General features: G+C 61.6%; 23 protein-coding genes and 1 tRNA gene. 10 read left to right on the forward strand and 14 right to left on the reverse strand.

Going from position 1 to position 23,198, the window contains the following annotated elements; translation table 11 throughout:
- Nucleotides 1-61 precede the first annotated feature (61 nt).
- Nucleotides 62-256, reverse strand: coding sequence for a hypothetical protein (locus AC1DOG_RS08055; RefSeq protein WP_018898373.1), 195 nt, complete (start codon nt 254-256; stop codon nt 62-64).
- A 153-nt stretch (nt 257-409) separates the two neighbouring features.
- Here AC1DOG_RS08055 and AC1DOG_RS08060 point away from each other — a divergent pair.
- Both AC1DOG_RS08060 and AC1DOG_RS08065 read left to right on the forward strand, forming a co-directional pair.
- Nucleotides 410-484: transfer RNA gene (locus AC1DOG_RS08060), tRNA-Thr, on the forward strand.
- A gap of 202 nt (nt 485-686) precedes the next feature.
- The gene (locus tag AC1DOG_RS08065; protein WP_477927315.1) at nt 687-1,274 is read left to right on the forward strand and encodes a hypothetical protein; all 588 of its coding nucleotides are present in this window, start codon (nt 687-689) and stop codon (nt 1,272-1,274) included.
- A gap of 276 nt (nt 1,275-1,550) precedes the next feature.
- Here AC1DOG_RS08065 and AC1DOG_RS08070 read toward each other — a convergent pair whose 3' ends face one another.
- Nucleotides 1,551-1,880 (reverse strand): hypothetical protein, encoded by a 330-nt coding sequence (locus AC1DOG_RS08070; RefSeq protein WP_477927316.1) that lies wholly within the window; start codon nt 1,878-1,880, stop codon nt 1,551-1,553.
- A gap of 235 nt (nt 1,881-2,115) precedes the next feature.
- On the opposite strand from AC1DOG_RS08070, the gene AC1DOG_RS08075 reads away from it, so the two are divergent.
- The 3 genes from AC1DOG_RS08075 (at nt 2,116) to AC1DOG_RS08085 (ending at nt 3,101) form a co-directional block, all read left to right on the forward strand.
- Nucleotides 2,116-2,259, forward strand: coding sequence for a hypothetical protein (locus AC1DOG_RS08075; RefSeq protein WP_156144778.1), 144 nt, complete (start codon nt 2,116-2,118; stop codon nt 2,257-2,259).
- Nucleotides 2,260-2,393: 134 nt separating this feature from the next.
- Nucleotides 2,394-2,648 (forward strand): hypothetical protein, encoded by a 255-nt coding sequence (locus AC1DOG_RS08080; protein WP_047507308.1) that lies wholly within the window; start codon nt 2,394-2,396, stop codon nt 2,646-2,648.
- Between the two features lie 210 nt (nt 2,649-2,858).
- Nucleotides 2,859-3,101 carry a DUF982 domain-containing protein gene (locus AC1DOG_RS08085; protein ID WP_018898368.1) on the forward strand — a complete coding sequence of 81 codons (243 nt, stop codon included), beginning with the start codon at nt 2,859-2,861 and terminating at the stop codon, nt 3,099-3,101.
- A gap of 329 nt (nt 3,102-3,430) precedes the next feature.
- Here AC1DOG_RS08085 and AC1DOG_RS08090 read toward each other — a convergent pair whose 3' ends face one another.
- Both AC1DOG_RS08090 and AC1DOG_RS08095 read right to left on the reverse strand, forming a co-directional pair.
- Nucleotides 3,431-3,691: a hypothetical protein gene (locus AC1DOG_RS08090; protein ID WP_477927317.1), complete on the reverse strand. Its 261-nt coding sequence runs from the start codon at nt 3,689-3,691 to the stop codon at nt 3,431-3,433.
- Nucleotides 3,692-3,840: 149 nt separating this feature from the next.
- The gene (locus AC1DOG_RS08095; RefSeq protein WP_477927318.1) at nt 3,841-4,104 is read right to left on the reverse strand and encodes a BON domain-containing protein; all 264 of its coding nucleotides are present in this window, start codon (nt 4,102-4,104) and stop codon (nt 3,841-3,843) included.
- 165 nt (nt 4,105-4,269) lie between these two features.
- Between AC1DOG_RS08095 and AC1DOG_RS08100 the strand changes: the two genes are divergently transcribed.
- Nucleotides 4,270-4,548 carry a hypothetical protein gene (locus tag AC1DOG_RS08100; RefSeq protein ID WP_196809328.1) on the forward strand — a complete coding sequence of 93 codons (279 nt, stop codon included), beginning with the start codon at nt 4,270-4,272 and terminating at the stop codon, nt 4,546-4,548.
- A 6-nt stretch (nt 4,549-4,554) separates the two neighbouring features.
- Here the strand turns inward: AC1DOG_RS08100 and AC1DOG_RS08105 are convergent, their stop codons facing one another.
- From AC1DOG_RS08105 to mscL, 5 genes are all read right to left on the reverse strand, one after another.
- Nucleotides 4,555-5,619: an enoyl-CoA hydratase/isomerase family protein gene (locus AC1DOG_RS08105; protein WP_477927319.1), complete on the reverse strand. Its 1,065-nt coding sequence runs from the start codon at nt 5,617-5,619 to the stop codon at nt 4,555-4,557.
- A 188-nt stretch (nt 5,620-5,807) separates the two neighbouring features.
- Complete coding sequence (gene galE, locus AC1DOG_RS08110) at nt 5,808-6,842, reverse strand: UDP-glucose 4-epimerase GalE (protein WP_477927320.1); 1,035 nt, start codon at nt 6,840-6,842, stop codon at nt 5,808-5,810.
- Between the two features lie 189 nt (nt 6,843-7,031).
- On the reverse strand, nt 7,032-7,673 hold the full coding sequence (locus AC1DOG_RS08115; protein WP_477927321.1) for an HD domain-containing protein: 642 nt from the start codon (nt 7,671-7,673) through the stop codon (nt 7,032-7,034).
- A 15-nt stretch (nt 7,674-7,688) separates the two neighbouring features.
- Nucleotides 7,689-8,855, reverse strand: coding sequence for a pyridoxal phosphate-dependent aminotransferase (locus AC1DOG_RS08120; RefSeq protein ID WP_477927322.1), 1,167 nt, complete (start codon nt 8,853-8,855; stop codon nt 7,689-7,691).
- Nucleotides 8,856-8,977: 122 nt separating this feature from the next.
- Complete coding sequence (gene mscL, locus AC1DOG_RS08125; RefSeq protein WP_018898360.1) at nt 8,978-9,415, reverse strand: large conductance mechanosensitive channel protein MscL; 438 nt, start codon at nt 9,413-9,415, stop codon at nt 8,978-8,980.
- Nucleotides 9,416-9,629: 214 nt separating this feature from the next.
- Between mscL and AC1DOG_RS08130 the strand changes: the two genes are divergently transcribed.
- The gene (locus tag AC1DOG_RS08130) at nt 9,630-13,133 is read left to right on the forward strand and encodes a PAS domain-containing hybrid sensor histidine kinase/response regulator (protein ID WP_477927323.1); all 3,504 of its coding nucleotides are present in this window, start codon (nt 9,630-9,632) and stop codon (nt 13,131-13,133) included.
- Here AC1DOG_RS08130 and AC1DOG_RS08135 read toward each other — a convergent pair.
- Nucleotides 13,090-13,686, reverse strand: a complete 597-nt coding sequence (locus AC1DOG_RS08135) for a TetR/AcrR family transcriptional regulator (RefSeq protein WP_477927324.1) — start codon at nt 13,684-13,686, stop codon at nt 13,090-13,092. The genes AC1DOG_RS08130 and AC1DOG_RS08135 overlap by 44 nt on opposite strands.
- Before the next feature lie 139 nt (nt 13,687-13,825).
- On the opposite strand from AC1DOG_RS08135, the gene AC1DOG_RS08140 reads away from it, so the two are divergent.
- Nucleotides 13,826-15,025 (forward strand): MFS transporter, encoded by a 1,200-nt coding sequence (locus AC1DOG_RS08140; RefSeq protein WP_477927325.1) that lies wholly within the window; start codon nt 13,826-13,828, stop codon nt 15,023-15,025.
- A gap of 84 nt (nt 15,026-15,109) precedes the next feature.
- Here the strand turns inward: AC1DOG_RS08140 and AC1DOG_RS08145 are convergent, their stop codons facing one another.
- The 4 genes from AC1DOG_RS08145 to AC1DOG_RS08160 all read right to left on the reverse strand — a co-directional run bounded on the left by AC1DOG_RS08145 (nt 15,110) and on the right by AC1DOG_RS08160 (nt 21,029).
- Nucleotides 15,110-15,319 carry a cold-shock protein gene (locus AC1DOG_RS08145; RefSeq protein WP_018898356.1) on the reverse strand — a complete coding sequence of 70 codons (210 nt, stop codon included), beginning with the start codon at nt 15,317-15,319 and terminating at the stop codon, nt 15,110-15,112.
- Nucleotides 15,320-15,597: 278 nt separating this feature from the next.
- On the reverse strand, nt 15,598-17,814 hold the full coding sequence (locus tag AC1DOG_RS08150) for an FAD-dependent oxidoreductase (RefSeq protein ID WP_477927326.1): 2,217 nt from the start codon (nt 17,812-17,814) through the stop codon (nt 15,598-15,600).
- A gap of 171 nt (nt 17,815-17,985) precedes the next feature.
- Complete coding sequence (locus AC1DOG_RS08155; RefSeq protein WP_111561671.1) at nt 17,986-19,194, reverse strand: acetyl-CoA C-acetyltransferase; 1,209 nt, start codon at nt 19,192-19,194, stop codon at nt 17,986-17,988.
- A gap of 38 nt (nt 19,195-19,232) precedes the next feature.
- Nucleotides 19,233-21,029, reverse strand: coding sequence for an acyl-CoA dehydrogenase C-terminal domain-containing protein (locus tag AC1DOG_RS08160; RefSeq protein ID WP_477927327.1), 1,797 nt, complete (start codon nt 21,027-21,029; stop codon nt 19,233-19,235).
- Between the two features lie 234 nt (nt 21,030-21,263).
- Between AC1DOG_RS08160 and AC1DOG_RS08165 the strand changes: the two genes are divergently transcribed.
- Nucleotides 21,264-22,757, forward strand: a complete 1,494-nt coding sequence (locus AC1DOG_RS08165) for a sensor histidine kinase (protein ID WP_477927328.1) — start codon at nt 21,264-21,266, stop codon at nt 22,755-22,757.
- Entirely contained in the window at nt 22,754-23,191 is a 438-nt protein-coding gene (locus tag AC1DOG_RS08170; RefSeq protein ID WP_018898351.1) for a response regulator, read from the forward strand. The genes AC1DOG_RS08165 and AC1DOG_RS08170 overlap by 4 nt, the downstream gene beginning before the upstream one ends.
- Nucleotides 23,192-23,198: the final 7 nt, after the last annotated feature.

Below are 23,198 nucleotides of genomic sequence, written 5' to 3' on the forward strand. Positions count from 1 at the left end.
TAAAAGGATGCGGGTCTTTAGACGAAATCCGCGAAGGCTTCAATTCGAAGCGGACGGAACATTACGATTCGTCCATTTTTGCGGCAGGCAGTCCATTTGTCTCGTCGGCCTGGCCGGAACGGCGCGCACGCGTCTGTTGTTTGCGGCGGGAAAGATTTTCCCGCAATTTTTCCGCGGCCCGATCGCGGCGCAATTTCGCCTGCTGTTCGATCGCGTCTTTGCGGCCCTTGCGGGCATTTTCAGTGTCTTCGGTCATGTTTCATGGCTTACCCGAATTCGCGGCAATCCAAAAGTGGCGACGTGAAACTGACATAAGTTTGAAATTGCGTCTTGCGCTCGTCCCGAAGCTGTGGCAATAGCCGCCCCGTTCCCGCAACGCAGCCGCTTCGGTTGCCAGCGTCTGGTCCTCGCTGCCGTAGCTCAGTGGTAGAGCACACCCTTGGTAAGGGTGAGGTCGGTGGTTCAATCCCACTCGGCAGCACCAGTTTTCTTAAATAAAATCAAACAGAAAACTGCGGATCGCAAGACAGCATCGCTGCGAGAAACCGCTTCAAACACCAGAACATACCGCGAATTGTGCAGACAATTCGTGCAGCATGCTTACTCAGCGTTCTCGAATTTTATCTTTCCACTCTGATAAATCTTCCGTCCGAGCTGATGTGTGGGCGAGGAATTGGAGGCATATGATGGACCTTCTGCAGCCACTTATCGACTACGCGACAGAGCTTCGCCGCATCTATGGCCTTCAGTGCGAGATTGATGCCTCGCTACGGCAGTGGCACGACTATCTGGCTACCTGTCAACCGGACAAGCACATGTTCTTTGGACGAGGAGACCCGAACGATCAGAGCTCCTCTTTCCAATATTGGGCACTTATATCCGACCTGTCTACTAAGTCGGCTCGCGACGGTGAAAACTCGCGCCGACTGAGAAGGATGGCCATCGTCTTTGCATATACGCAGTGGGATGTCGAAGCTCGACAACAAATCGCAAGCGCGTGCGGTAAGGAGAAGAACGACATTCTTCATCCTGTCTTTGGCGACCTCAATAAGCTTCGCCAGGCTGTCGTGCATGTCAGCGGAAGAGTTGATAAAAATTTGGAGGCAATGAAGTTCGTTCAGCGGGGAGACGTCGTCGACCTTTCGAACGAGCAATTCTACGAACTATTCAAGACTTTGACGTTGAGCCTCAACGACATTGCCGAACGCTACTTCTCAGTGAGGACGGATTTCACCTTCGACCAACGGTTCGAGGCCCCGAAGCCCACCATTTAGTCGCCCTCGCTACCAAAACGGCTCAGGTGGCAAATGTGCAAATCCGTGCACAAATTTCATATGGGGGATTTCACATCATCGACGAGGCTTTACGCGATCTAGCGAAAACCCTTCGTATGCGGCGAGCTCGACAGTTCAATCCCGCGCGGCAGCACCAGTTTTCTCCCCGGTAAGAAATCCGCCAAGATGATAAGACTGGCCGAAGCAAGTCCGCGCCTACTCAGCAAAAAGGGCCGAACAACTCGGCCCCTTTTTGATCGCGGATATCCATCCGCCTTAATTGTCGTACTCGCGGCAGGCGTCGCTGATCGAGGCGCCGCTTTCGCCGCCGCGGGTGTCGACGCCCGAGTTGGCGCGGGGCATGGATGGGCAGTCGAGCGTCTTCGGCTGCGTCGTGATCGACTGTGTCGTCGTCGGGTCGACGGGCGTGACTGTTACGGGATGGGTACCGTTGTCGCTGCTCGTGTAATCGCTGGAAAATGTTCCGGAGCTCGAGCCGGTCGAGCCGCCATTGGTGGGGCCGATCGAATCGGGGTTGGATTGCGCGAAGGCGGATGTGGCCAGGCCCGCGGCAAAAATTGCCGCCGTGATGACAGACGTTCGCATCGGAATTTCCTCTTCCTCGTCGGTTTTCACTATCGGGTTACGTGTGGACAACCCGGCCGCAATCGGTTTGTTCCGCGATTTGCGGCAATCGTGAATTGTGGCCACGCTTTCCGCTGCGACATTCGGCATCAGATATCCCGGTTTGCGAAAGAGCGGCCGACTGGTTAAGACGTGGCGATAAGGGCTTCGCCGGCCGAGACCACCAGTGAGCCGGGCGAGCCCGCAGGAGACGACCATGAGCACCGACGACAACGATCAGCAGAACGGCAAAGGCACGAAAGCGATCATTTTGATCGCCATGGTTCTGGCTGCCATCACCGCCGTTTTCGGCGCGCTCGCCGTCTATAAGGCCGTGTTCGTCTACACCATCGCACCGTAAGGCTTGGCCGTCTGCCGGGGATGACCCGGACATGAACACGCCTCTCAGCTCACATTCATGCTGCGCTTATTATTCGTATTGAACAAATTCTCGATACGAACGTTTCGTCAACGCTGTTATGAATGGAGACTAGCATGAAGAAGCTTATTATCGCTGCCGCCGTGGCCATCGCATCGCTCAGCGCAACCGCAATGCCATCCTTTGCCGATAGCGTGACGGTGAGAATCGGTCAGCCGGGCTATCACGGCTACCACGATCGCTACAACCACCGCCCCTATTACGGCCATTCCAACCGCCATCATCCGGTGCGCTACAATTGCCGCATGAAGACCGTGAAGTACCACAGCCACGGCCGGATCGTGACAAAGACCACCCGCGTCTGCAGCTAAACGCGCAGGTTTGCTGGATGTTTCAAGCACTCGGTCGGATGGCCGGGTGCTTGTCTTTCATACGTCTTTGGTTCGTTACGCCGAACGCGTATGTCTTTTCCCATTTGCGGGTTTGTGAATTATCGCTAAAATGCTTCCGCACACTGCTTTGCGGGAGGAGCAGGCAGAACGCTGCAGAGTACCTGGCGTGAGCAATGGAGGAGTGCGCAAATGGCAAGCGAAAAGTGGAATGATCCTATCCAGGTCGGCTTCGAGACCACCGGTGCACGGACGATATCCGGCCCGTTCGACGCGCTGACATGCCTGACCGAGCTCTGGCCCAATGTTCGCGGCCTCCGCTACCTGAAAGCCCGCAGCACATGCCGAGCCGCCCTTGACGGCCGCAAGAGCGTGGAAGAAGCGCGCGCCGAGTTCGTCGCGGCGGCCGAGGAAGCAAGGCTTCACGTCCATTAGCCACGTCGAAGCGGGCTAAAACAGTCCACAAGTGGCTCGAAATAAAGCAAGGTTGATTTTTGCTTAACCCTCACCGGAGCTTGTCGGGGGTAGCCGGACGAAGCGGTTGTCTCAAGTGCTCAACGCTTACTAGAACACTGGCAGCCATCATGATGATGGTCAGAGGCTCGTCACCCTCTGTGTGAAAAGCACAGGCGGGCCTCGTATAAACTTCTCCAAAACAATCGGTTAGACGATGCAAGGTGGCGATGCTCGGCACACACTATCTCTCCCTCACGCATCGTGAGCGCGCGCGTTCTGCGGTCTGGTTAATTGAGCGTTACCTGATATCAGCATCCGGTATCGGCGCTTGCCACTTCCACATATCCCACACCGATGATCGTGCCGTCATTGGCGCGGATGAAGGACGGGACGTAGTGTGCGGCGGCGGGAACGCAGGCGGTAGCATCGCCATATTGGGCGAGCACGACGTCATCGCGCTGAAGCGCTGAATAGTTGCTGTCGATCTCCAGCGAAGCTGCGGCCGGCAGGGCAAACGCGCCGGTCATCAGCGCTAAAACGGGCATCCCAAGTCGAAGAAAGCGCGTCATGCCGTTCTCCCATGTTTGATTATGCCAGTAACGGAACAGCCGCTAGTTTAGTTCCGCGAAACCGCCGCCACTTTCAAATGCGTTAACGCTTTTCTACTTTCATCTTACAGTATTGACCGAAACAGCGCAGCGGCGACAAAAGGAGAGCATCAGCGGCGCAGCATCCGGCTCTGCACGTTGCCTTGGCCCACGACGTCCTCGGCAATCATCATGGCGCGAACGATGTCACCCGCACTGTGCGCAAAGCCTTCGAGCACGGCGTATTGGCCAATCATGGTGACCGTGATCTCGGTGCAATCGAGGTCCGGATCGGCGCTCAGCGCGCTTTCGACCGCAGCCCGCATCGACGACTGGCTGTGGCCTCGTTCGCACTGATCCTCGTGCCCCGTCAAAATCTGGAACAGCTGTACCATCTTCGCCTCCAAGCGAATTGTTCTGCTGCTTAACGCTGCAGCGCCGCATTTCGTTGCAGTGCGGGCGCTATCGTTGGAGTATTTTCGAGAAGAAAATACAAATGCCTCTTGGCGCTTCAAGCGAAGCGAGCCATATCAACAGCATAGACATGTGGGGTGATCGCGATGAAACGCGTGATATCGGCCGTTGCGGCAACATTCGTTATGGCTGGTCTTCTGGCTGGCTGCACCACCAGCGAGACTGCGGAGGTGAAACCCGTGCCCGGAAGCATCACCTATGGCGGGCAGCCGCGCACCAAGCTCACCAAGTCTCCGCCGGGCAGCGTTGTCCATAATACCTTCTACGATTCGACCGGCACGAAGCAGCTGGAAACCTATATCCTGCAGCCCGACCGGACGCTGAAGCTGACCCGGCGCGAAGCCATTCCAGATTTCCCGATGTAAGCACGCCTAAAGCGCGAGCGGCGGCTCCGCCGGGCGCAGAAAGCGATCGATCGCGGCGGGTTCCACCGCTTCGATCGTGGCCGGTGTCCATTTCGGCTTGCGGTCCTTGTCGATGACGGCGGCGCGGATGCCCTCGTAGAAATCGGGGCTTTGCAGGATGCCCAGGCAGGCGCTGAACTCGCGGCGCAGGCACTCGGCCAAGCTGCGGCTCTGCTTGCCCTCATGCAGCAGGCGCAGCGTCAGCGCCAGGCTGGTTGGCGAGCGTAGCTGGATGGCGCGCAGCGTTTCTGCCGCGAAATCCGATGGCTCCGCTTTCAACGCCGCAATGATGTCGCCGACCGTGCCGAAGCGGAAGGTGCGCTCAATCAGGCTGCTATTGAGCCTCAGCGGCCCTTTGCCCGGATCGGTCGACAGGTTCTTCAGGACGACATCGACATCGCGCGAGCTTGCGCCACGCGACAGGCCGGCCAGCGTGTCGACAAGCTCCGGCAGCTGGAAGGCTGCGACCTGGACGTCGGCGAGCCCGGCGTGGATCACGTCGGCCGCCCCGACCTCCAGGCCTGTCAGGCCCATCCAGATGCCGACCTCGCCCAAGGCATGCGGCAGCAGCCAGGTGGCGCCGACATCGGGGAAATAGCCGATCCCCGTCTCGGGCATGGCGAAGCGGGTGCGCTCGGTGACCACGCGGTGGCGGCCATGCGAGGAAAGACCGACACCGCCCCCCATGGTGATGCCATCCATCAGCGCGACATAGGGCTTGGGATAGGCGGCGATGCGGTGATTGAGGTGGAACTCCTGGCGCCAGAAGTCTTCCGCCAGCGATGTGCCGGCACGGCCGCTTTCGTGCAGCGCGCGGATATCGCCGCCGGCGCAGAAGCCACGCTCGCCCTCGCCCATGATGATCACGGTCGCTACATCAGCATCGGTGGCAAATTCGCTGAGCGCCGCGTCGATCGAACGGACCATGTCGAGGGTCAGGCTGTTCAGCGCTCTCGGCCTGTTGAGGCGAATGATGCCTGCGGACCCCTGTCGCTCGGCAATAACCTCGCGCTGATCGACTTTGTCGTGCATCCGGGCCTCCTTGCGGCTTGAGCCGCGATCGATGCGGCCGCGCCAAATTGCGATTCCAAGTTCATGCCATCAGCGAATTGCGCTGCTTGTACACAAACTTATCGCGCTCGGCCGGATAGTCGATGGTTCGTATGCGAGGAAGATGCTCGCGACCTCATCCGGTCGCAAGACTGCAACAGTTTCGACGCTTAGAAGGAGGCGGCGGCGAGCACGCGGTGCAGGCCTTGCAGATCGTCGACATTGCGGTTCATGAGGGAAAGCTCCCAATCGAGCGCGCTGCGCACGATCGTCTCGAGCGAATCGTATCGCGGCGTCCAGCCGAGCACGCGGTTCGCCAAAGTGGCGTCGGCCACGACACTGGCGGAATCACCTGGGCGACGCGGGGCCATGTGGATCTTGAAGGCGTGGCCGTGCAGGCGCGTCACCATGTTCAGCACGTCGAGCACAGAGTAGCCGGCGCCATAGCCGCAATTGGCAACGAGCGAGCCGCGCTCGCCGCGCAGGTGCTGCAGGGCTCTGAGGTGCGCCTCGGCCAGATCGCTCACGTGGATGTAGTCCCGCACGCCGGTGCCGTCGTGGGTGGGATAATCCAGACCATAGACGCTGACGCTGTCGCGGCGGCCAAGGGCGGCCTCGCAGGCGACCTTGATCAGATGTGTCGCGCCTGAGGTCGACTGCCCGGCGCGGCCGAGCGGGTCGGCGCCGGCGACGTTGAAATAGCGCAGGGCCACATAGTTGAAGTCATAAGCGGCGGCGGCATCGCGCAGCATGAACTCGGTCATCAGCTTCGACTGGCCGTACGGGTTTTCCGGGTTCAGCGATGCATCTTCCTTGACCGGATCAGACGTCTTCTGCGGACCATAGACAGCGGCGGTGGAGGAGAAGACGAAATGGCGGATGCCGGCGCTGACCGCGGTACTCATCAGCGCGCGGGTCTTGCCGGAGTTGTTGTCGTAATAGGACAGCGGGTCGGCCACCGAGGCGGGCACGACGGCGGAGCCGGCGAAATGGATGATCGCCTCGATGTCGTTTTCGATGAAGATGGTCTTGAGCAATTCGGCATCGGCGACATCGCCGAGATAGAAGCGCGCTTCCGGCGCCACGGCCCAGCGGAAGCCCGTGGAGAGGCGATCGAGGACGACAACCTGCTCGCCCGCATCCAGCAATGTCCAGACCATATGACTGCCGATATAGCCGGCGCCACCCGTCACCAGAATTGCCATGTCCTCGCACTCCCGTTTCATCTCACGGAGGCATCTGACCCGGCTTTCCTTTCCGAAATTCGAATAAACGGCCCCGGCGAGGCGTGCGCCGGGGCGAAGTTTGCCGGTGTGGTTACGGGCTGATTTGCGGGTTCGCTAGAATTTTATCGATGTGGCCGTTTCGGTCGCATCGAGGGTTCAGGCACCTGGTTAGAGTCCGGCCCGGGGAGCCAGGAAGCCCTGCTCGACGGCGAGCGCGATCAGCCGTTCGGTGAGGTCTCCGAGCGTGCCCGAGGCGTTGGCGATCGGCTCCATGCGCCTGACGACATCCGGCTCGGTAACACCGGCCGTGTGCCAGGTGCCGCCGCCGGTGAAGAAATTGTGGAGCAGCGGCTGGAAGCGGTCCATGGCGTTGGCGAAGCGCGCATCGCTGGTGCGCTTTTCCTCGAACTCATCCCAGAGCGCGCGGAACTCGACAGCCTGATCGGCGGGAAGCAGGGCGAAGATGCGGTCGGCGGCGCGCAGCTCGCGCTCGGCCTGGCTGGTGCGGGCAACCGCGTCATAGGCGAAGGTATCGCCGGCATCGATTTCGACGATGTCGTGGATCAGGAGCATCTTCAAGACGCGCAGCAGATCGATCGGCTCGCTCGAATGTTCGGCAAGCACCGCCGCCATCAGCGCAATCTGCCAGGTGTGCTCGGCGTCGGTCTCGACGCGCGAGCGATCGAGCAGCGACGTGCGGCGCAGGATCGTCTTCAGCTTCTCGACCTCGAGAATGAAGGCCAGCTGCTCCATCAGGCGGCGATTGCCGAGAAAGCCTTCCAGATGGTCGGCGGTGATCTTTTCGGACATGCGGTTGCTCCCGGTTCAGAGCTTCAGGATATAGTCGCAGAGCCGGTCGGCCGCGGTCTCAATCTGGGCGGGATCGCGCAGGAAGCAGGCGCGCAGGAAGAGCTCGCCGCCGGGACCGAAGGCAGTTCCAGGCGCCAGGCCGACGCCGGTCTTGTCGACGATATCGATCGCCGCCTTGCGGCTGTCGGTAACGCCGTCGATCTTCAGGAAGGCATAGAGCGCGCCATCGGGTTTCAGCGTCTGCACCCGGTTGGTCGCAATCAGCGCGTCGCAGAGGATATCGCGCGAGCGCCTTGCCTTGTCGATATTGGCCTGCACGAAGGCGTCGCCTTGGTTCAAGGCCGCGACCGCGCCCCGCTGCATGAACTGGGCGACGCCCGAGGTCGAATACTGAATGAGGTTCTCAAGCACCTGCCCCGTCTCCGGCGGCGCCACGATCCAGCCGACGCGCCAGCCGGTCATCGACCAGTTCTTCGAGAAGGAATTGACGAACATCACCTTGTCGCCCGTTTCCATTACATCGAGGAACGAGGCCGCACGGTCGCCGGGGAAATAGTAGCGGGCGTAGATTTCGTCCGCCATGATCCAGAGACCATGCTTGCGGGCAAGGCCGAGGATGGCGGCCAGATCCTCGCGCGTCGCGGTCCAGCCGGTCGGGTTGGAGGGTGTGTTGATGAAGAGCGCTTTTGTCTTCGGCGTGATCGCGGCGGCGATACGATCGAGATCGACGGCCCACTTGCCGCCTTCGAAGTCGAGCTGCACGCCGACGGAACGGGCGCCGGCAATTTCGAGCGCGGCTGCGATATTCGGCCAAGCCGGCGTCAGATAGACCAGTTCGTCGCCGGGCGAGGTCATCGCCTGCACCGCGATCTGGATCGCCTGCATGCCGGAGCCGGTGACGAAGAAATGCTCGACGGGAAGATTGATGCCGAAGTGGCGGGCGTAATAATCGGAGAGCGCCTGGCGCAGTTCGGGAATGCCCCGCTGGTAGGTGTAGAAGGTCTCGCCGGCCGACAGCGCCGTCATGGCCGCCTGATTGACGAAATCGGGGGTGGGAAGATCGCCTTCGCCGACCCAAAGCGGCAATAGGCCATCGCGGCCACGGGCATAATTTACGACTTCGACGATCCCGCTTTCAGGCGCCTGGATGGCGCGCGGGCTGAGGCTATTGACGATCGACATGCATCACTCCGGTTTTCGCCTACATAAAACAAATGCGCGGGCGAATCCCATGACAATCGGTGATGGCCGATCGATTTCCGTGATGGGTGAGCCCTGCCTCATCCGGCAGGGCTCTTAAGACATCAGACCGTCGGGCGCTTGGCCAGCAGGTCGCGGATTTCGGTGAGAAGCGCGACGTCGGCTGGTGGCGGCGGTGCGTCTTCCGGAGCAACCTTCTTCTGGCGCTCGACCTGCTTCTGCAGCGTGTTCACACCCTTGACCATCAGGAAGATGATCCAGGCAAGAATCAGGAAGTTGATGAGAACGGTGATGAAGCTGCCGTAAGCGAGCACGGCGCCCTGTGCGCGGGCCGCGGCCAGCGTCGGCGCATTGACGTTGGACGAGAGGCCGATGAAGTAATTGGAGAAATCGAAGCCGCCGAAGATGGCGCCGACGATCGGCATGATGACGTCGTCGACCAAGGATTTGACGATGCCGCCGAACGCACCACCGATGATGACACCGACGGCAAGGTCCATGACGTTGCCGCGAGCAATAAACGCTTTGAACTCGTTGAGCATGCGATCTGTCTCCCTCTGATGCAGTTTGATTGCAGGCTGTTGTTTTTATTAGCTACATCTTCGTTGCGATTATTCAATTACAAATTACGAATTATTCAATTGCTCCATCCGTCTTTGACTTAAGACCTAGACGGCGGGAATTTTCAAAGGCTCCGATTTGCCGTAGGCTTCGAGCTCCGGGAGGACCGGCGCATGGGACGCCGGCGGAGGAGAAATGCTGCCAGGCTGGGTGATACTCGCATCGGCGTTCGGCTACCTGTTCCTGCTGTTTGCCGTGGCAAGCCATGGCGACCGGCAGCGCAGGCGCTTCGGCGCGCCCGACAGCGGACGGCCCGTCGTCTATGCGCTCAGCCTCGCGATCTACTGCACCTCATGGACCTATTTCGGCGGCGTCGGCCTTGCCTCACAGCGCGGGCTGGAATTCACCGGCATCTATATCGGCCCGATCCTGGTCTTCACGCTGGGGATGCCTGTGCTGCGGCGGATCATCGATCTCGCCAAGACGGAGAAGCTTACCTCCGTCGCCGACTTCATTTCGGCGCGCTACGGCAAGAACTCGGCGGTGGGGACGATCGTGGCGCTGATCTCGCTGGTCGGCGCCATCCCCTATATCGCGCTGCAGCTGAAATCGGTGTCAAGCACCGTGACGGCGATGCTCAATCCGTCGGATTACGGCATTGGAAGCGGCAATCTCTATTTCCTCGACCTGCCGCTGCTCGTCACGCTGGTGCTTGCCTGCTTCGCCATCATGTTCGGCACCCGACACACGGATGCGACCGAGCATCAGGACGGGTTGATCCTCGCGGTTGCGATGGAATCGGTGGTGAAGCTGTTTGCGTTTCTGACGGCAGGCGTTTGCGTCGTCTGGTTTCTGTTCGACGGGCCAGCCGATCTCTGGCGGAAGGCGGCGGAGAACGAGTTGGTGCTGTCGGCACTGCATTACCAGACGCCGATCAGCCGCTGGCTGACGCTGACCGTGCTTTCGGCCTTCGCAATCGTCATGCTGCCGCGGCAGTTTCATGTGACCGTGGTCGAGAACCGGACGGCAAAGGAGTTGCGGCTGGCCGGGTTCCTGTTCCCGCTCTACCTCATCGCCATCAATCTCTTCGTATTGCCGATGGCGATCGCGGGCCTGCTGACCTTTGGCGGCAACGGCAATGCCGATCTCTACATGCTGTCGCTGCCGATCGTCGGGCAGATGCCCGTGATGTCGCTGATCACCTTCATCGGCGGTTTTTCGGCGGCGACGGCGATGGTGATTGTCGCCTCGGTGGCGCTGTCGATCATGGTTTCCAACGACATCGTCATGCCGATCTTCCTGCGCCGACGGCTTGCCGGGCGCGGCGGCCAGCGCGACGATTTCGCCAAGACGCTGCTCAACATCCGCCGCAGCGCCATCTTCGCCGTGCTGCTGCTCGGCTATGCCTATTACCGCTCGACTGATAGCACCACGGGCCTGGCCTCGATCGGTCTCTTGTCGTTTGCCGCCATTGCGCAGATGGCGCCGTCGCTGCTGGGCGGACTGATCTGGCGGCGGGCGAATGCGCGCGGCGCGATCCTCGGCCTCTCTTCCGGCTTCGTGATTTGGATCTATCTGCTGTTCCTGCCCTCGCTTGGCGGGCCGGATTATTCGGCGGTGGCGAGCGCCGTGCTGGGCTTCGTCTTTCCCGGGGTCACCGTCTTTACCGACAATGCCGATCCGCTGGTCAACGCCACGGTCATGAGCCTGCTCGTCAACACCGGCTTCTTCGTAATCGGCTCGATGACGCGCAATGCCCGGCCGCTCGAGCGCATCCAGGCCGGCATTTTCGTCAAGCGGCAGGCGCGCTCGCAATTTGCCACGCGCGGCTGGAAAACGCGGATCAGCGTCGGGGACCTGAAGGCGACGATCTCGCGCTATCTCGGCGAAGAGCGGATGGAGCGGTCGTTCCAGACCTACCAGCAGAATTCCGGCCGCAAGCTGGAGGACGACCAGCCGGCCGACATGGCGCTCATCCATTTCACCGAGCAGCTGCTCGGCAGCGCCATCGGCTCGTCTTCGGCGCGGCTGGTGCTGTCGCTGATCCTGCAGAAGGTGGAGGATGCATCGGCCGACACCGCATGGCTGCTCGACCAGGCGAGCGAGGCGCTGCAATATAATCAGGACATGCTGCAGACGGCGCTTTCGCAAATGGACCAGGGCATCGCCGTGTTCGACAGCTCGAACCATCTGACGATCTGGAACCGGCGCTTCCGGCAGCTGCTGGATCTGCCGGAGACATCGGGACAGGTCGGGTTTCCGCTTGCCGATATCGTGGCCATTCTCAGCCAGCGCGGCGATATCCCCGTCTCCGAAGTCAGCCAGACGGTTCGGCATTTCCTGACGCTCGACAAGCCCTTCGCGCTGGTGCTCGGGCGCGGGGAACGCATCATCGAGGTGCGCTCCAACGCGATGCCCGACAAGGGCATCGTCGCGACCTTCACCGATATCACCCAGCGCGTGGCCGCCGACCAGGCGTTGAAGCAGGCCAACGAGACGCTGGAGCAACGCGTGGCCGAGCGCACGGCGGAGCTTACCCGCGTCAACCACGAACTCGGCGAAGCGCGCGCCTCGGCCGACGAAGCGAACCTTGGCAAGACGCGCTTCTTCGCCGCCGCCGGGCACGACATCCTGCAGCCGCTCAACGCCGCCAGGCTCTATTCCTCGGCGCTGGTCGAGCGCATGGGACAATCGGAGAGCAGCGCCATCGTGCGCAATATCGATTCGGCGCTGGAATCGGTGGAGAGCATTCTGGGTGCCGTGCTCGATATTTCCAGGCTCGACACCGGGGCGATGCGCCCTCGCCTCGCTTCCGTTCCGCTTGCCGATCTGCTGGAGCGTATCCAGACCGACTTCGCGCCGATCGCGCGCGAGAAGAGGCTGAAGCTGGTGGTGATGCCGACGTCTCTGCGCGTGCGGTCCGACCCCAATCTGCTGCGCCGGCTGGTGCAGAACCTGGTGTCGAACGCGATCAAGTATACGCTGACCGGCAAGGTGCTGGTGGGTGCGCGCCGGCGCGGCAACCAGGTGGTCATCCAGGTGATGGATTCGGGCATCGGCATTCCGCCATCGAAATTCCGCACCGTGTTCAAGGAGTTCGCGCGGCTGGACGAAGGCGCCAAGACGGCGTCGGGCCTCGGGCTTGGGCTATCGATCGTCGATCGCATCGCGCGCGTGCTGAGCCACCCGGTGGAACTGCATTCGACGCATGGAAAGGGCACGGATTTCCGTATCGTCATGCCGCGCGATATCTCACCGGTGGCCGAAGCGCCGATTACGACTGCGCCAGCCGAGCGCTCGGCGCGGAATCTGGAAGGGCTGAAGGTGCTTTGCATCGACAACGAGCCGCATATACTCGAGGGGATGCAGCTGCTGCTGAGCGGCTGGGGCTGCGCGGTGCAGTCGGCGGATTCGCTTTTGGGTGTTGCAGCGCTCGACGCGCGGGAGGGTGCGCCCGATCTCGTCATCGCCGACTACCATCTCGGAGACGGCACCGGCGTGGCTGCGATCCTCTCCGTCCGCGAGCGCTTCGCCACCTATGTTCCGGGTCTCTGCATCACCGCCGACCGGACGCTGGAGGTGCGCGCCGACGCGGAGCGACACGCGATCGGCATCCAGCACAAGCCGGTGCGCCCCGCCGCGCTGCGCGCTTACATCACCCAGATATCGGCGCAGAAACGGGCTGCCGCGGCCGAGTAGAGGCGCCTGCCAGAACGTCCGTCACGAGGTTGCGCACGCGCTCGATCGAGGGCTGATCGCCAAAGAGGATGCGGTAGATGATGGGGGCGACGACGCCGTCCATGACCGCATCGATATCGGGAAACGCCTCGCCACGGGCATGCGCGCGCTCCGCGATCAGCGCGATCTGTTCGCGGGTGAACGCATCGCACTTGCAGGCCTTGGCGTTGTCCTGAGCGGCCAGCACGTCGCACATCATGTCGCGGCCGATGCCGGACGACATCTCCTCGCAATATTGCTCCGTCCATACCTCCAGATCGCCGCGGGCGCTGCCGGTGTCAATCGGCAGCATATCCGGGCGAAGGCGCTCGACGGCGACATCGGCCAGCAATTCCTGCAGCTCGCCCCAGCGGCGGTAAATCGTAGACGGCGTCACGCCTGCCTCGGCCGCGATCAGCGGAATGGTGACGTCGGCGCGGTCCATCGTCTTCAGAAGCGCCCGGACGGCATTGTGGACGGAGGCCTGAACGCGGGCGCTGCGCCCGCCGGGGCGGAGATTTTCTTTTGCTGGCATTGACTAACCGACCTTCGGCCTCCCGAGCGCGCCATGGTTCAAAAACTTTGAGCGATCCATAAACGCAAATTATTTGCTTTTAGCGCGCACCTGCCCTACATCGGACTAACGCGAAGACTTAGCTTTAAGGAGCTTATATATGCCCGCGCCCGGCAAATCCATAGAGACGAAGTCAAACCCCATTCGTTTTCACGCGGTGACGCTCGCCACCTTCTTCGGCGCCTCGGCGGCGCCGACGCCGCTTTACCGGATCTACCAGGAGAACTTCGCCGTTTCTCCCGTGCTGATCACCGTCATCTTCGCGGTCTATGCCTTCGCGCTGCTGCTTGCGCTATTGATCGCCGGCTCGATCTCCGACCATCTCGGCCGCAAGCCGGTGATCTTTTCGGCGCTGGTGCTCGAGGTCATCGCCATGGCGCTGTTTGCCGTTGCCAGCGGGCCGGCGTGGCTGATCGCGGCGCGCATCATGCAGGGGCTGGCGACGGGGATCGCCGGCGCTTCGATCGGCGCTGCGCTCGTCGATGTCGACAAGGCCAAGGGGCAGCTGGTGAACTCGATCGCGCCGCTATCCGGCATGGCGATCGGCGCGTTCGGAACCAGCGCGCTGATCCAGTATGCGCCGTTTCCGCTACATCTCGTCTACGCGATCCTGCTCGCCGCCTTCGTCATCCAGGCCGGCGCGATCTGGGCAACCAGCGAGACCGCATCCACGCGGCCGGGTGTCTGGGCGTCGCTGAAGCCGCGTGTCGCCATCCCGCCGCAGGTGCGGCGGCCGCTGGCGCTCGTCACGCCGATCAACATCGCCAACTGGACGCTCGGTGGCTTCTATCTCTCGCTCGTGCCGTCGCTGGTGGTGAGCACGACAGGCAGCCATGCGCCGCTGACGGGCGGCTCGGTGGTGACGGCGCTGATGGTCTCTGGAGCGGTCGCCGTCTATCTGAGACGCACCAAATCGGCCAACGGCAACCTTGCCTTCGGCACGATGGCGACAACGCTCGGCGTACTCACGGTGGTTGCGGGCGTGCACCTTGCCAGCGTGCCGCTGCTGCTTCTCGGGACCTTGCTGACCGGCGTCGGCTTCGGCACGAACTTCCTGGGCGCGATGGGCACGATCATGCCGCTTGCCAAGCCGGACGAGCGCGCCGAACTCTTGTCGGCCTTCTATATCCAGAGCTATCTCGCCTTCAGTCTGCCGGCCATTCTCGCCGGGTTCCTGGCGAAGTCGCTGGGCTACCAGCTGACTACGGATATCTACGCGACGGCGATCATTCTCGTCACCTGGATCGGCTTTCTCGGCCTGCGGGCGGATCGTGCGAAGGCGCAGCGGATCGCCGCCTGAACCAGAAAAGCGGGCAACAAAAAAGGCCGGGCGAACCCGGCCTTTCATTCGTCCCGGCGAACCGGAGACGATATATTCGAAAACTTAAGCAGCCTGCAGACGGTCTGCGGACATCTTGCCCGAACGCTTGTCGGCAACGAGCTCGTAAGACAGCTTCTGGCCGTCCTTGAGTTCGCGCATGCCGGCGCGCTCAACAGCAGAGATGTGAACGAAAACGTCGGCAGAACCGTCGTCCGGCTGAATGAAGCCGTAGCCCTTGGTTGCGTTGAACCACTTAACAGTACCTGTGCTCATGACGATATCCTTTTATAAATCGTACATAGATGGTGCACACCGAACAAAGCCAGCATGCGATGGAAACCGATTTTGGAGGAAGTTCGCGAGCAACAGCACGAGCGGCCGTAACAAAGTTCATCTAGCAAGATCGATGCGAGGCTTTTACGTGGTAATTGTGTCTCTGGCAAGGCAACTTTAGCGACCAGAGATGCCCGGATCGATGAATTCATCGATGAATTCTGGGGGCGACCGGGCAGGCTTAAAAGCCAGCCCGATCATACGCATGGAAAGGCCGGTCAGGCTGCAGCCTTTGCGCCGGCATAAGGGTCGAATCGGCTGTAGAAAGTCTCGCCCTTGGCCGCCATGTCCTTGAGCAGCGCGGTCGGCGCGAAGTGCTGTCCGTAAGAGGCCGCTAACCTCTCGCAGAGCGCCACGAAATTCTTCGGCCCCATGCCGTCGATGTAGGAGAGCACGCCGCCGGTATAAGGCGCGAAGCCGAAGCCGAGGATGGAGCCGACATCAGCCTCGCGCGGATCGGTAACGATTCCCTCTTCCATGGTGCGCGCGGCTTCAAGCGCGATGGTGACGAGGAAGCGCTGTTTCAGCACCTCGACATCGATCTCGTCGGCCTTCTTCTGCGGATAGAAGGTCTTCAGCTCCGGCCACAGCGACTTCTTCGCGGGCTTGGCGGGATAATCGTAGAACCCCTTGCCGTTCTTGCGGCCGCGGCGATCGAGTTCGTCGACCATCTTGTTGATCAGCGCAAGGTGCCTCGGGTCGACGGCGGCTTCGCCGAGATCGGCAACGGTTGCCTTCAGGATCTTCTGGCTGAGATCGATCGCCACCTCGTCGTTGAGCGACAGCGGACCAACCGGCATGCCGGCCATCTTGGCGGCGTTTTCGATCATCGCCGGCGGCACGCCTTCGATCAGCATGTCATAGGCTTCGTGGATGTAGCGGAAGACGCAGCGGTTGACGAAGAAGCCGCGCGTGTCGTTGACCACGATCGGCGTTTTCCTGATGGCGGCAACATAGTCGAGTGCGACTGCCAGCGCCTTGTCGCCGGTCTCCTTGCCGAGGATAACTTCGGTCAGCATCATCTTTTCGACCGGCGAGAAGAAATGCACGCCGATGAAATCGACCGGCCGCTTCGAGTTTTTCGCGAGGCCCGAGATCGGCAGCGTCGAGGTGTTGGAGGCGAAGATCGCGCCTTCGGGCAGCACGGCTTCGACAGCCTCGATCACGGCCTTCTTGACGTCGCGATCTTCGAACACCGCCTCGATGACGAGGTTTACGTCCGCGAGATCGGTATAATCGGCCGACGGCGTGATGCGCGAGAGGAGCGCCGCGCCCTCATCCTGCGTCAGGCGGCCCTTACCGACCGAGTCCTTGACCAGGCCTTCGGAGACCGACTTGCCCTTGGTCGCGGCTTCCATGTCGCGGTCGATGAGGGTGACGGGAATGCCGGCGGCGGCGGTCACGTAGGCGATCGACGCCCCCATGAAACCGGCGCCGACGACACCCACCTTCTTCAGCTCCGTCTTTGCGATGCCGGCGGGGCGGCGGGCCCCTTTGCCGAGCTCCTGCATGGAGATGAAGAGGGAACGGATCATCGAGAATGCTTCGGTGGTCTGCAGCACCTGAGTGAAATAGCGCTGCTCGATCTTGAGTGCCGTATCGAAGGGAACCTGCAGGCCTTCATAGACGGATTTCAGGATCGCGAGCGCGCCGGGATAGTTGCCCGCGGTTTCGCGACGCAGGATCGCGGGTGCGGCCGGCCAGAGCTGGGCTGCCGCCGGTGTCCAGATGCCGCCGCCCGGCGCCTTGAAGCCCTTTTCGTCCCAGGGAGCGATCGGCTTCAGGCCGTCCTTGATCATCTGCTTGGCTGCTGAAATCAGCTGATCCGGCTCGACCACCTGATGGATCAGGTTCATCGCCTTGGCGCGCGAAGCCGTCAGCGACTGGCCGGTCGTCATCATCTGCAGAGCCGACTGGGCATCAGCCAGACGCGCGACGCGCTGCGTGCCGCCGGCACCCGGGAAGATGCCGACCTTGACTTCGGGAAGCGCGATCTTGACCGACTTGGCATTGGAGGCGACGCGACCGTGGCAGGCGAGCGACATCTCCAGCGCGCCGCCCATGCAGGTGCCGTTGATGGCCGAGACCCAGGGCTTGCCGCAGGTTTCCAGCTTGCGGAACAGACCGGTCATGCGGCCGACGAGATCGAAGAGTTTTTGCGCGGCGGTCGACGGGTCCTTGACCTTCTCCTCGTTGTAGAAGGTGAACATCGCCTTGATCATCGAGAGGTCGGCACCGCCGGAGAAGCTCGACTTGCCCGAGGTGATGACCACGCCCTTGACGGCGCTGTCTGCCACCGTCTGGTCGATGATCGCATTCAGCTCGTCCATCACCTCCGAGGTGAAGACGTTCATCGACTTGCCGGGCATATCCCAGGTGACAAGGGCAATGCCATCGGCGTCGATCTCGACGGTGAAATTGGTGTAGGTGGTCATGATGGGATTCCTCTTCCCGTGGAATTCTCTGTTGTGCCAGACCGCCCCCTCACCCGGCCTCCGCTGCGCTCGGCCACCCTCTCCCCGAGGGGAGAGGAGGATCATCCACGTTGCGGCTCCTTCCCTTCTCCCCCACGGGGAGAAGGTGGCCCGAAGGGTCGGATGAGGGGGCTACACCCTCTCGATCACAGTCGCCGTGCCCATGCCGGCGCCGATGCAGAGCGTCACCAGCGCGGTGTTGAGATCGCGGCGTTCCAGCTCGTCCAGCACTGTGCCGAGGATCATCGCGCCGGTGGCGCCGAGCGGGTGGCCCATGGCGATCGCGCCGCCATTGACGTTAATCTTGTCGTGGTTGATGTCGAAGGCCTGCATGTAGCGCAGCACGACGGCGGCGAAGGCTTCGTTGAGCTCGAAGAGGTCGATATCGGCGAGCGTCATGCCCGAGCGCTTCAAGAGCTTCTCGGTGACGTCGACAGGGCCGGTCAGCATCAGCGCCGGGTCGGAGCCGATATTGGCGAAGGCCTTGATGCGGCCGCGCGGTTTCAGCCCCATGCTCTCGCCGCCGGCCTTGGAGCCGAGCAGTACAGCGGCGGCGCCATCGACGATGCCCGACGAATTGCCGGCGTGGTGGACGTAGTTGATCCGCTCGATCTCCGGATGCGCCTGGATGCCGACAGCCTCGAAGCCGCCCATCTCGCCGGGCATCTGGAAGGACGGGTTCAGCGATGCCAGCGCCTGCATGTCGGTGCCGGGTCGCATGTGCTCGTCGCGGTCGAGGATCACGAGGCCATTCTGGTCCTTTACCGGTATGACCGAATTCTTGAAGTAGCCCTTATCCCAGGAATTGGCGGCGCGCTTCTGGCTCTCGACGGCATAGGCGTCGACGTCGTCGCGGCTGAAGCCGTATTTGGTGGCGATCAGATCGGCCGAGACGCCCTGCGGCATGAAATAGGCCGGGAAGTTGACCGACGGATCCATGAACCATGCACCGCCCGACATGCCGAGACCGACGCGCGACATGCTCTCGACACCGCCGGCAATCACGATGTCATCGGCGCCTTGGGCGATCTTGGCGGCAGCGAAATTCACCGCATCGAGGCCGGACGCGCAGAAACGGGAGATCTGCATGCCCGGCGCCTTGATGGAATAGCCCGCCTCGAAAGCCGCGCCACGCGGGATGACGGCGCCGGCTTCCATGACAGGATCGACGCAGCCCATGATGATGTCATCGACGGTCTCTGTGTTCAGCCCGTTGCGGTCGCGCAGCGCTTCCAGCGTTTTCGCCGCCAGACGCACCGACGGCACCTCGTGCAGCGAGCCATCCTTCTTGCCGCGACCGCGCGGCGTGCGGACGTGATCGTAAATGAAAACTTCGGTCATCCTGTCTCGTCTCCCTGGCGGCGGTTAGGCCGTGAACCTCAAAACGCCTCGGCGCTCAATGCCATCATCGTTTCCGCGCCGGTCTCGATGCGCGCCTTGCGCAGCGTCGTTTCCGGCATGATCCGCTCCATGAAGAAGCGGGCGGTGATCAGCTTGTTGCGCAGGAAAGCCTCGCGATCGGTCTCTCCCGCGGCCAGTCCGTCATTGGCGGCCTTGGCCATCTTCGCCCACATATAGCCGAGAATGACGAGGCCGAAGAGATGCATGTAGTCGGTCGAGCCGGCGCCGGCATTGTCGGGCTTTGCCATCGCATGCTGCATGAACCACATGGTCGACGCCTGCACGTCGTTCAAGCCCTTCTTCAGGTTCTTGGTGAAGAAGGACATCTGCTCGTCGCTGCGGTTTTCCTCACAGAAATCGCCGATCTCCTTGAACAGCGCCATGACCGCGCGGCCGCCATTCTGGCCAAGCTTGCGGCCGACGAGGTCGAGCGCCTGGATGCCGTTGGCTCCTTCGTAGATCATGGCGATACGGGCATCGCGGACATACTGGCTCATGCCCTGCTCTTCGATATAGCCATGGCCGCCGAAGACCTGCTGGGCCATGACGGCATGGTCGAAGCCCTTGTCGGTCATCACGCCCTTCAGGATCGGAGTGACGAGGCCGAGGATATCGTCGGCGGTCTGCCGTTCCGTCTCGTCCGTCGCGCGGTGGGCGATGTCGGATTTCAGCGCGGTCCAGAGCAGGAAGGCGCGGCCGGCTTCATTGAACGAGCGGATGGTCATCAGCGTGCGGCGAACATCGGGATGAACGATGATCGGATCGGCCTTTTTGTCCGGCGCCTTGGCGCCTGACAGCGCCCGACCCTGAATGCGCTCGCGGGCATATTCGGCGGCGTTCTGATAGGCGATCTCGGCGATCGCCAGCCCCTGCAGGCCGACGCTGAGGCGGGCCTCGTTCATCATCACGAACATGGCCGCGAGGCCTTTGTTTTCGGCGCCGATCAGGAAGCCGGTCGCCTCGTCGTAGTTCATCACGCAGGTGGCGTTGCCGTGGATGCCCATCTTGTGTTCGAGCGCGCCGCAGGAAACGCCGTTGCGCTCTCCGGCCGCACCATCGGCACCGACCATGAACTTCGGCACGATGAAGAGCGAGATGCCCTTGGTGCCCTCGGGCGCGCCCTCGATGCGGGCGAGAACGAGATGGACGATGTTGCCGGACATGTCGTGTTCGCCGGCAGAGATGAATATCTTCTGGCCCGAGATCTTGTAGCTGCCATCGGCTTGCGGAACGGCCTTGGTGCGCAGCAGGCCGAGATCGGTGCCGCAGTGCGGCTCGGTCAGGTTCATGGTGCCGGACCATTCGCCGGAGGCCATCTTCGGCAGATAGGTCTTCTTCTGCTCGTCGGAGCCGTGAACGATGATGGCGGCGATGGCGCCCTGTGTCAGGCCCGGATACATCATCAGCGACATGTTGGCGGCCGAGGTGTATTCGCCAACGGCGGCGTGCAGCGTGTAGGGAAGCCCCTGGCCGCCGAACTCCTCCGGCACGGCAAGCCCCGTCCAGCCGCCCTCGCAATAGGCGTCGTAAGCCTGCTTAAAACCCTTCGGCGTGGAAACGGAGCCATCTTCCTTGCGCGTGCAGCCTTCCTGGTCGCCGGAATAGTTCAGCGGGAAAAGCACTTCCTCGGCCACCTTGGCGGATTCACCCAAGATCGCCTCGATCATGTCAGGCGTGGCGTCGGCGAAGCCCGGCAGGTTGTTGTAGCGCTCCAGACCCAGCACATCGTTCAGCACGAAAAGCGTGTCGTTTACCGGGGCCTTGTAGACTGGCATCGTTCGAATTCCTCCAATTCGTCAGCCGGGCGGACCGGCCTATGCATGTGTCTTACAAAATATTGACGTTTGCGTAAACGTCAAATTTTATTGCATCGCAAATTTGTGAGCCGAAGGGGCGGCCACACGAGGCCTGTGCGCCACGGGAACCGCCGCAGGAACACACTGTAAGGGTGCTATCTTTCGCACACAGCTGTGTGTACATGTCTAAAATCTGATCCAAACGGATGCCGCATGACCTCCACAGCCGCTTTCTTCCGCTCCAGCCTGATCATGCTTGCCGTGGGTGTCCTCATCCTGCTCGGCATCGTCGGCTCGTCGCTCTGGCTTGTCCAGGCGAACCGCGAATATTCCGACGAGACGGCATCGCTGCGCCGCGTGCGCAGCGCCATCGTCGGCGTTCTGACAACCGTGCAGGACGCGGAAACCGGCCAGCGCGGCTATCTGCTGGCGAACGATATCGTTTATCTCGCGCCCTATACATCAGCGCTGGAAAACCTGCCGAAGCGCCGCCAGACCTTGGCCGATAACGTCAAATCGCTGCCGAGCTATGCGATGCAACTCGACGCGCTGAACGAAGCGATCGACGGCAAGATGAACGAACTCGCCAAGACAGTCGCGTTGACGAACGAAGGCAAGACGGCGGAAGCCGTCGCTATCGTTCGTGACGATGCGGGCCTCGTCTACATGGACAAGATCCGCGCGATCATCGGCGACTTCCTTGACCTGACCGACAACCGCCTGCGGGTTATAGTGGAGAAGCAGCTTTCAGCGGCCAATACCCTGCAGCTGGTCACGATTGGAGGCGCGGTCGCCATTCTGGTGGTTCTCGGCGGCGCGATCCTGATCATCGTACAGCACGTGCGCGACCTGTCGCTCGCCACCAAGGAAGTCGAGCTATTGAACGTCGGGCTCGAGGCCCGCGTCGACGAGCGCACCGAGGACCTGATGCGCGCCAACCAGGAAATCCAGCGCTTCGCCTACATCGTGACTCACGATCTGAGAGCGCCGCTGGTCAATATCATGGGTTTTCTCAGCGAGCTCGATACCGCGATGAAGTCGGTCTCGACCTATGTGCTCGCCGATAACAAGACGCTGAGCGAGCAAGACATCCAGGATGCGCGGCTGGCGGTGGAAGAAGACCTGCCGGAAGCGCTCGGCTTCATCCGCTCGTCAACCCGCAAGATGGACGCGCTGATCAACGCGATCCTGAAGATCTCCCGCGACGGGCGCCGCAAGCTGCAGCCTGAGAGAATCGACCTGAAGGCGATGATCGACACCGTTGCCGCCAACGTTCACCACCAGCTGGTGGAAACGGGCGGGACCACGGAAACCCGTGTTCGCATCGGCAACATCGTCAACGACCGCTTCTCGCTGGACCAGATCTTCGGCAACCTGTTCGACAATGCGGTGAAGTATCAAATGCCGGGACGGCCGCTTAAAATCGATGTCGACGCCTATCCCGATGGCCCCGGGCGTGTCAGGATCGACGTCAAGGACAATGGCCGCGGCATCGCCAGCAACGATCTCGAACGGGTTTTCGAGCTGTTTCGCCGGGCCGGCGAGCAGGATCAGCGCGGCGAAGGTATCGGCCTTGCGCATGTGCGTTCGTTAATCCGAAATTTGGGCGGAGACATTACGGTCCAATCCGAACTGGGACAGGGCAGCACGTTCATTCTGACGCTGCCCGCGGACCTCACCAAAATCGTACGGAGTATGGAACTATGAAAGCGACCGGTCAGGAAGTCACGATCGTGATGATCGAGGATGACGAGGGCCATGCCCGTCTCATCGAAAAGAACGTGCGCCGCGCCGGCGTCAACAACGAGATCGTGCCGTTCACGCTCGGCAAGGGCGCGCTCGATTACATTCTCGGACCGGATCGCGACGGGTTGGTCAGCAAGGATCGCTATCTGCTGATCCTGCTCGATCTCAACCTGCCTGACATGTCCGGCCTCGACATTCTCGAGAAGATCAAGACCAACGAATACACGCGCCGCATGCCCGTTGTCGTCCTGACCACGACCGACGACGAGCGCGAAATTCAGAAGTGCTACGATCTGGGCGCCAACGTCTATATTACCAAGCCGGTGGACTATGACGGCTTCTCCACCGCGATCCGCAATCTCGGTCTGTTCTTCTCCGTCATCCAAGTCCCCTAACGAGTAG

It is taken from the genome of Rhizobium sp. 01N48 (genome assembly GCF_056399145.1).